The organism is bacterium (Candidatus Blackallbacteria) CG13_big_fil_rev_8_21_14_2_50_49_14 (genome assembly GCA_002783405.1).
Lineage (GTDB): Bacteria > Cyanobacteriota > Sericytochromatia > UBA7694 > UBA7694.
The window spans coordinates 25,177-34,123 of sequence record PFGG01000013.1 but is presented as its reverse complement, the minus strand read 5'-3'; the positions used below and the strand labels follow the sequence as shown (position 1 = coordinate 34,123).

Below are 8,947 nucleotides of genomic sequence, written 5' to 3'. Positions count from 1 at the left end.
GGGGTTTCAGCTGCTGGGGTTTCAGCTGCTGGGGTTTCGGCTGCTGGGGTTTCAGCTGCTGGGGTTTCGGCTGCTGGGGTTCCTGTTGGAAAGTCGACGCTGTTGGGAGGCGTAGGAATTTTCAGGGTCATGCCAATATGCAAATCGTTGGGATTTCGTAAAACATCTTTATTGGCTTCAAAAATATCCAGATAATTTTCAGAACTGCCCCATTGCTTTTGGGCAATCTTACTCAGGGTATCCCCACGTTTGACCTGATACTCCGTAAAATGAGGGCTGGTCTGAGTTCCACTCAAACTTCCCAAATTGAATTGATCCTTGGGGGCAGTCGCTGCAGCCGGAGTCTGTTCCTGCGTATTCGCTTGTACAGGGGAAGTTTGCGCTGGAAAAGAAAGGGGGGTCTGGGGTTGAACGGTGATAGGAGAATTCGAATTATGAATATTGGGCATCCAGGCGGCTCCTCAAACAGAATTTCGTGATTTTGGAAAAATTGGGTATAAACCTATTATAGAGTGAGTTAAGAGTCATGCGTGCTGATTTAATCAACTCCTAATAATTGAGAAACAATAGGCTGTGGAATGCTGTAGGTAAATTCTTACAATCATAAACGCCAAAGACTGATAACTGCTTGAATGAATTTGTTAAATAATAAGGATATGGCCCAGGGAATGAAATGCGTTTTCCCAGCCCAGACTTAAAAAGCTCAGAACGCATATGCAACTGAAAGCAAGGAGAAATTAAATGCAAAAATGGATTCCTGTTGTACTCTGTGGGGGCTCTGGCACCCGACTCTGGCCCCTCTCCCGTGAGCATTTTCCCAAACAATTTGTAACCCTTCAATCTGAGCGCTCCCTCTTTCAGGAAACCCTTCAGCGTTTAGAGGGCTTAAACGGCGTGCAAGCCCCTTTGATTGTCACCCATGAGGAACACCGTTTTCTGGTCAGTGATCAATTGCGTCAAATGAACCAAACCCCTGCTGTTATTCTGCTTGAACCCCAGGCACGCAATACTGCACCTGCACTCACCCTGGCCGCACTTTGGGTACAAGCCCATCAACCCGACGCCCTCATGCTGGTCATGCCTTCCGATCATGCCATGCAAGACCCCGCAGCCTTTCGTAGCAGATTGACCCAAGCAGCAGAGCTGGCTCAGGAAGATCGGATTGTCACCTTCGGAATCGTTCCCGAACGTCCAGAAACAGGCTATGGCTATATCCATGCAGATGGAGAGCAAATCTTGGGTTTTGTCGAAAAACCGGATGAAGCCACTGCACGCCAATATCTGGAACAGGGAACTTATCTTTGGAACAGCGGCATGTTCGTGCTCAGCGCCCAAACCTGGATCGAGCAGATCGAACGCTATGCGCCTGAAATCTTAAGGTCTTGCCAGACAGCCTTTGCCCAAGGAAAAACTGATGCAGATTTCTTCCGCCCTGAAAGCACAAGTTTTGCCGCCTGTCCTGCACGGTCAATCGACTATGCTGTCATGGAGAAAACCCGCCGTGGCGCCGTGCTTGGCTTAAAAGCGGGTTGGTCAGACGTAGGCTCCTGGGATGCGCTCAAGGCACTTTATCCCACAGATGCCCATGGCAATGCCTGTCAGGGAGATGTGATCTCGCTTGAATCTTCAGGAAATCTCCTGCAGAGCAGTGGCCGTCTGGTTGCCGCCGTGGGTGTTGAGAATCTTTTGGTCATCGAAACCCCTGATGCAGTGCTGGTCGCCAGCCAGGATCATGCCCAAGACGTGCGGGAGCTGGTGGGCAAATTGCGGGAAGCGAATCGCCCTGAAGCCCAAAACCACCGCCGGGTGGCCAGACCCTGGGGCGCTTATGAAACCGTGGATCAGGGAGAACGCTTTCAGGTCAAGCGCATCACCGTCCATCCTGGACAGGCCCTCTCGAAACAGATGCACCATCACCGTGCCGAACATTGGATTGTGGTGAAAGGAACAGCCCAGGTCACACGGGGCGATGAGACTTTTCTTCTGACCGAAAATCAATCCACGTATATTCCCCTGGGCAGCGTGCATCGTTTAGAAAACCCTGGTACCATTGATCTTGAATTGATTGAAGTTCAATCTGGCCCCTATTTAGGCGAAGACGATATCGTGCGCTTTGAGGACCGTTACCAGCGCAATTGAAAGGCTTTCATGAAGATTCTCCTGGTTGAAGATGATCCCAGTCTGCGTTTGCTGTTTCAACAGAAGTTGACCCGCTATGGTTACCAGGTCACAAGTCTTGAAAGTGCTGAAGCAGCCTGGGAACTCATCCAAAAAGATCATTTTGATCTTCTGATTCTGGATTGGATTTTACCCGGCATGAGTGGTCTCGAACTCTGTCGGCTTTTGCGTGAACGACCGAACAGTGAATACCTGTATATTTGGGTGATTACCGCCCGAGATGCCCGCGAAGATCTTTTGGAGGTCTTGGCTGCCGGTGCCAATGACTATCTCGCCAAACCCATCGATATGCAATTGCTCGAAGTGCGAGCCAGAATAGCGGAACAACAGGTTCATCATCTACAGGAACGCCGCAAAGCAGAAAATGCCCTGGCACAATACCACTTAGAACTTGAACAGCGAGTGCTTGATCGCACCGAAGCGCTTTCAGACACGGTTCAGGCTTTGCAAGATGAAATTCAACAGCGCAGCACTGCAGAAGCGCTTTTGGCTCAAACCCGCGATCAATTGCGTGCCTTGGCCAGCCGTTTACTCTCGATTCAAGAAGACCAGCAAAAGCGCATTTCACGCGAAATTCATGATGAATTAGGTCAGGCCATGACCGCCCTGAAACTCGATTTGGGTTGGTTGGCGAAAAATTTACCCCAGGAACAGACTGAGCTTCACGCCAAAATCCAACGCATGATCCCGCTGGTCAGCGATACCATACTCACCATTCAGCGCATTTGTGCCGAACTGCGCCCCGGTTTACTCGATGATCTGGGCCTGGTCGATGCTTTGGAATGGTTGGTACAGGAATTTGGGGAACGCACAGGCATTCATACGCAATTCGATGTTATGCCAGAAGATCTGGATATTCCCTCAGATCTGGCCACGCCCTTGTTTCGAATTTGTCAGGAATCGCTGACCAATGTCATGCGCCATGCTGAAGCCCAGAACGTAAGAATTCTGCTTGAAGCGCAGGATTCGACTTTGCGGCTGGAGATCGTCGACAATGGCAAAGGCATCCCCCCTGATCGAATCGAGCATCCCAGCTCTTTGGGGCTGATGGGTATCCGCGAACGTCTGCTGTCTTGGAATGGCGAAGTGCGTATCAGCGGCAGCCCTGGCCAGGGAACAACCATTTATGTCACAGTCGCTTTGGAGGATCCCCAATGATTCGAATTTTGATTGCCGATGATCATGCCATCGTTAGAGAAGGGCTCAAACAAATTTTATCGGGCCTGCCCGATCTGACCGTTAAAGCAGAGGCCGACAGCGGCTATGAAGCGATTCGCCAACTTGAGTCTGAAGAAATTGATCTGGTTATTTTGGATATCAACCTCGGCGACCAAAGTGGTCTTGAAGTCTTGAAACAAATCAAACAACAATGGCCACACATGCCTGTTTTGATCCTGACCATGCACTCTGAGAAACAATATGCAACCCGCATGCTCAAAGCCGGTGCCGCAGGTTTTTTGAACAAGGGTTCTGTTTCAGAAGAATTGGTTGCCGCTTTGCGTAAAATTGCCAAAGGCGGCCGTTATATCACCGAAAGCCTGGCTGAGCAATTGGTCATGGATATCGGTCAGAAATCAGATATTCCCCATGAGCGTTTGAGCGACCGGGAATTTGAAATCTTTCGTCTGATTGCTGCAGGCCATAAGAACAAAGAAATTGCAACCGAACTCTTTTTGAGTGAAAAAACGGTAAGTACCTATCAAAGCCGAATTCTGGAAAAAATGAACCTTGTCAATCGTTCGGCGATTATTCACTATGCAATTGAAAACAATTTGATCTGAGGTTGTCGGAATTTTCTGACACCCCATCTTCTCACTTCCTGATAGGGTCTTATGCTCAAAAATGATTGACTGAGTACAGATCCCATTTCCCTTTGCAAAATTTGGGATACTCTTTGATGCGTTTCTGGAGTGGAGAAGATGGAACATATCCTCATCGTCGAAGATCATCCTGATACCGGCATCCTCATCGATCGGTTTTTACACCAGGCGGGGTATCAGGTCAGTTTGGCCAGTTCTGGTATAGAAGGCTTGAAAATCCTGCGCAAAGAAGCCATTGATCTGGTTCTATTGGATATTCAACTGCCAGATATCACAGGCATGGAAGTATTGGCCCTGCTCAAAGCCCAGCCCCAGTCTCCTCCTGTTATTATGTTAACGGCCAGCTCAGGCGAATTGGCTGAAGCATTTGCCCTGGGCGCACAGGACTATGTTCTAAAACCCTTCAACAAAAGGGAATTATTGGCACGGGTTTCAAGCATTATCAACACCCAACGCCATCTGCGCGCGATTAAAAAATTAAATCAGGCTTTACAGGCGGATCGCGAACTGGCAGGCCAGGTACAGCGATTGTTTTTACCCAAACTCACCCAAGACCCCGCTGTGCAGATCGGATATACCTACCTGCCGCTTGAAACGGTCAGTGGTGACCTGCTCGACATCAAAAAACTTGAATCAGGAAACTATCTGTTTTATTTAGGCGATGTATCCGGTCATGGCGTACATGCCGCCTTGCTCGTTGCCGCCATTAAAACCCATTTGGATACCCTTTTTGAAGCGGGTGAAACCCAGCCCTGGCAAATCATGAGAGGTTTGGCTCTGCATATGAATCCCTTGCTAAAACAACATTACCTGACGCTGATCTTGGGGCATCTCAACTTGCAAACTGGCAAACTCACTCTCTGCAATGCAGGTCACCCGCCCGGCCTGCTTTTGCGTCAGGGCCAGGTACAGCTCTTGGATCAACCCGACAAAGGTGCGATGCCAATTGGGATTCAACCCATCGAAACGATCCACCCGGAAATGGAAACCCATTGGCAATTGAGGACCGAGGATCGGCTCCTGCTTTGCAGTGACGGATTGTTTGAACACCAGATCTCAGAGGTTTCAGCCTTTACCCGCTTGACCCAAAGAGCGGCAGAACACGCTGCCCTGAGCCCAGAGGCCCTCTGCCGTGAACTTCCTGAGCGCATGCGCGGACAAGGTTTTCAAGACGATGTGAGTCTATTGGCAATCGGTTTTCAGATGCGCGTGCGAAAAAACAGCATCCCAGCCAGTCTCTCCCAGGTAGAAGCAGAAATGTATGCCTTGACAGATTGGCTTCAAGCCCAAGAACTGGCTTTTAACAGTCAGGAAATAGCCCTGGCCTGGTTGGAGTATGCCAATAATCTCGTCATTCACGGCCAAACCCAGACCATCGATCTCGAAGCCTCGATTTCGGCAGAAAGCTTAGAATTAAAAATTCGCGATTTTGGCCCAGATTGGGAATTGCCCCCCTGTCCAGAGGCCATTGATCCGATGCAGGATTCAGGACGGGGTCTGTGGTTGATCGACAAACTTTGCCAAAGCTTTGAGGTAAAGCGTGAGGGAGGCTCCAATCTGGCGGTCATGCTCTTCTCGCGTGTTCAGGAAAAAGTCGCTCTCAAGGGCTGAAAACCGAGACTCAACGACTGCCTTCAAGGCTTCAGAAAATTCCTACACTGACTGCAGCCCCCCTCTGATAGAGGCCTTGTCGGGGCCAGCGTATGCTAAAAGAAAGCCCAGGAGGAAGAATAAAAAATGCAAACTATCCTGTATATCGACCGCCCTTTCGCCACACAGGCAGGGGGAGACAAAAACCGCAGTCGTTTTTTATGGAAAACCCTGACCCCTCGCTATAAGTGCGATCTCTTGCTCTTAAGCAGCGAAACTGAAGCCCAGGAAAACTATCCCGAGGCCCAGGAAATCCATTTCCTGCCCTACCACCAGGGCAAAGGTCTGCACCCCGAGGCCCTTTATCGTTTTGATCAGAAAACACTTCAAGATTTTAAAGACCTCTTACTAACTCGCCGCTATGATGCCATCGTTCTGCGTTTCGCGGCGCCTGCCGCCCTGGCTGAGATCGCGCAGCAGGTCTTGCCCCATGTCAAAATCCTGATGGATATTGACATGGTTTTTTCGCGACTTTCAGAATTGGCCTGGAAACAATCTCCCCAACTCAAAAACCGCTATTACTGGATTCAGAATCAAAAGCTCAAAGGCTTTGAGCGCAAGCTTTTTGCCAAAGACTATACTTTTTTCTTCAGCAACCCGCAGGAAAGAGATGCGGTCTTGGCCACGCATTCACCCCTGCAGACCGAGCGCTTTCAGGTTTTGCCCAATTTCATGCCAGAGGCACCGGTGTCAGCACAAACCCCTGTCCTGGGCAAAGATATTCTCTTCTTTGGCACTTTGGACTCAGCAGCAAATATCAATGCCTTTCAATACCTCAGAGATGAAATCTACCCCTTACTGGAACCTGAGCTGATTCGCAGAGACCTGCGCATTCGGATTGTCGGCCAGCGTCCGAGCGTGATCTATCAGGCCCAGCCCCGGATGGACATCATCGGAGCCTGTACAGATATAGCCGCAGAAATTTCAGCTGCCCGCTGTGTGCTTTTGCCCCTACGCGTAGCTTCCGGCACCCGCACCCGTATTCTTGAAGCAGCGGCCTGTTCACGCCCTGTGGTGACCACCCGTTTGGGCGCAGAAGGGCTGAAGCTTCAGGCTTTGGCCCTGGCCGAAAGCCCCCGTGCTTTGGCAGATCAGGTCATCAAAATTTTAGCGGAGCCCGCTCAGGGAATGGCGCTGGGCCAACGTTTAAAGCAGGAAGCCGAAGCGCTTTACTCACCCCATCAGGTGGCTCAAATTCTCTATGCAGCCCTTGAACAGGAATTCTCTGCCAAACACCACCGGATCGCCATTGTCACCAACCGTTTTTTTCCAGAAATCGGCGGGGCCGAAATCAATATCTATCACCAGGCCAAGGCTTTGGCCCAGCACAATCAGGTCACTGTCTATTGCCCTCGCCGGATTGACAAACCCACCTTTGAATACACACATGGATTTGCCACCTGGCGGCTGAAAGATCGTTTGGCAAAAAAATTACCCAATATTCAGGCCAAAACCTTCTGCCCTTCTCTGTTTTGGAAAATCCTGACAGGCAAGCATGAAATCGTGCAGTTGTTTCCTGCCTTGAATCCCAATAATTTTTTGGCTTTGGCAGCGGCTAAACTCTCAGGTAAAAAAACCGTTTTGTGTTCCTTTGACTATCTCGACTATGCCGCTTTGATTCCCAGCGGAAAACTCACGCCTGATATTCTCAAGCAGCACCAACCGGGTTTAAAAGAACGCCTGGCTCTGCGCCTGCTCGATGCCATCTTCGCCATTTCTGATCGTGAACTTGCCTTTTTCAAACGCTTTAACGCGCAGGTAGCTTATTCCCCTGTACCGATTCTGCCTGAAGAATTCAATTTAAAAATGCCTGACCCACGCAGCAGATATGGAATTCAGCCCGACGAATTTGTATTTTTATCCCTGGGACGGGTTTCTGCCATCAAAGGTCAGGATTTGGCACTTAAGGCCTTTATTGAAGCCGATCTTCCCCAAAGTCGTCTGGTATTTGTTGGGCGCAGTGACTATGAACCCGAATATTTCGCCAAAATGCAGGCCCTAATCCGTGCCAAGGGGCTTGAAGATCGTGTCATTTTCACTGGCATGGTCGAACGCGAAGAAGCGCTGGGTTGGTTACAGTTCGCGCAAATTCATGTCATCCCTGTGCGGTTCATGAACTCGGGGGCGGTGGTCGTGGAAAGCTGGATGGGAGGTATTCCTGTTCTGCAAAGTGATGCCGTCGATCCCAACCTGGTGATCGAGGGTGTCAATGGCTATGTCTTTCCCAGTCAAAATTTGAAGGTTCTGGCAGAAAAAATGCAAGCGGCCTATCTTGAGCGGGCAAAACTCCCTGAAATGGCTGCGCAGGGCCAGACACTTGTGCGCCAAAAATATACCTATGCGGCTCTGATTGAAATTTACGAAACGCTCTACGAGAAACTCTTGCCGCAAAAATCTACAGCCCCTGCTTTGGCACAAAACTTCATTGCCCCCATCAATTCATAGAAAGATCAGGAGAGCCGTCAATGCAAAATTTTCTTTTACCCAATAAAACCCAAGCCCATCCCAAACTGTCTGCACAGGAGCTTAAAAAGCTTGAGCAACGCTACCTCGGTGTGAAATGGGAACGTCACCTGCTGCCCACCCAAACTTTGTTTTTGCAGCACTGCGAAACTTTCCTGAAACGCGCCATCGATGTTTTAGGGGCCTTGGCCGCCCTGCTGATGCTCTCGCCGCTTTTGATTTTCACAGCGCTGGCAATTTGGCTGGAAGATCGCGGCCCTGTGCTCTTTTCCCAAGAGCGGGTGGGCCAGTTTGGGCGGGTCTTTCAATTTTATAAATTTCGCTCCATGGTGCGCAATGCCGAAGCCTTAAAAGACAGCCTGACCCACTTAAACGAATCTTCAGATGGGGTGATATTTAAGGCCCGCCGGGATCCCCGCATTACCCGTGTGGGTCGGATCATCCGCCGTTTGAGCATCGATGAACTGCCGCAACTGTGGAATGTGCTGCGGGGCGATATGAGCCTGGTCGGCCCCCGTCCACCGGTCCCCCGTGAGGTTCAGGATTATCGCCCTGAAGATCGCAAACGCCTGGACATACGCCCTGGGCTGACCTGTATCTGGCAGGTCAGTGGGCGCAGCGAAATTCCCTTTCATCGCCAGGTGCAAATGGATCAGGACTATATTCTACGCCAGAACCTGAAACTGGATTTCATCTTGCTGCTCAAAACCGTGCGGGCAGTCTTTAGCGGGCGAGGAGCGTATTAGCGAAGGGCTGAGAACATTTAGAAACCCAGTTTGGAAGATTCAATTCCAAACTGGGTTTCTTAGCATGCACCACGTATCTCAGGAATTCCA

At 50.1% G+C, this 8,947-nt stretch carries 7 protein-coding genes; 6 read left to right on the top strand and 1 reads right to left on the bottom strand.

Annotated elements, in window-relative coordinates; all coding sequences use genetic code 11:
- The coding region (locus COW20_03270) for a hypothetical protein (protein ID PIW50226.1) at positions 1-449 on the bottom strand (449 nt) is incomplete at its 3' end.
- A gap of 292 nt (positions 450-741) precedes the next feature.
- Here COW20_03270 and COW20_03265 point away from each other — a divergent pair.
- From COW20_03265 to COW20_03240, 6 genes are all read left to right on the top strand, one after another.
- Entirely contained in the window at positions 742-2,139 is a 1,398-nt protein-coding gene (locus tag COW20_03265; GenBank protein ID PIW50225.1) for a mannose-1-phosphate guanylyltransferase/mannose-6-phosphate isomerase, read from the top strand.
- Between the two features lie 9 nt (positions 2,140-2,148).
- On the top strand, positions 2,149-3,336 hold the full coding sequence (locus COW20_03260) for a hypothetical protein (GenBank protein PIW50224.1): 1,188 nt from the start codon (positions 2,149-2,151) through the stop codon (positions 3,334-3,336).
- The gene (locus tag COW20_03255; protein ID PIW50223.1) at positions 3,333-3,959 is read left to right on the top strand and encodes a DNA-binding response regulator; all 627 of its coding nucleotides are present in this window, start codon (positions 3,333-3,335) and stop codon (positions 3,957-3,959) included. The genes COW20_03260 and COW20_03255 overlap by 4 nt, the downstream gene beginning before the upstream one ends.
- A 138-nt stretch (positions 3,960-4,097) precedes the next feature.
- Entirely contained in the window at positions 4,098-5,609 is a 1,512-nt protein-coding gene (locus COW20_03250; protein PIW50222.1) for a hypothetical protein, read from the top strand.
- Positions 5,610-5,735: 126 nt separating this feature from the next.
- Positions 5,736-8,093: a hypothetical protein gene (locus tag COW20_03245; GenBank protein PIW50221.1), complete on the top strand. Its 2,358-nt coding sequence runs from the start codon at positions 5,736-5,738 to the stop codon at positions 8,091-8,093.
- A gap of 20 nt (positions 8,094-8,113) precedes the next feature.
- On the top strand, positions 8,114-8,857 hold the full coding sequence (locus COW20_03240) for a glycosyl transferase (protein PIW50220.1): 744 nt from the start codon (positions 8,114-8,116) through the stop codon (positions 8,855-8,857).
- Positions 8,858-8,947: the final 90 nt, after the last annotated feature.

Excerpts from the sequence above, each read along its gene's own strand:
- COW20_03265 (PIW50225.1), top strand. The coding sequence starts at position 742 with ATGCAAAAATGGATTCCTGTTGTACTCTGTGGGGGCTCTGGCACCCGA.
- COW20_03260 (PIW50224.1), top strand. The coding sequence starts at position 2,149 with ATGAAGATTCTCCTGGTTGAAGATGATCCCAGTCTGCGTTTGCTGTTT.
- COW20_03255 (PIW50223.1), top strand. The coding sequence starts at position 3,333 with ATGATTCGAATTTTGATTGCCGATGATCATGCCATCGTTAGAGAAGGG.
- COW20_03250 (PIW50222.1), top strand. The coding sequence starts at position 4,098 with ATGGAACATATCCTCATCGTCGAAGATCATCCTGATACCGGCATCCTC.
- COW20_03245 (PIW50221.1), top strand. The coding sequence starts at position 5,736 with ATGCAAACTATCCTGTATATCGACCGCCCTTTCGCCACACAGGCAGGG.
- COW20_03240 (PIW50220.1), top strand. The coding sequence starts at position 8,114 with ATGCAAAATTTTCTTTTACCCAATAAAACCCAAGCCCATCCCAAACTG.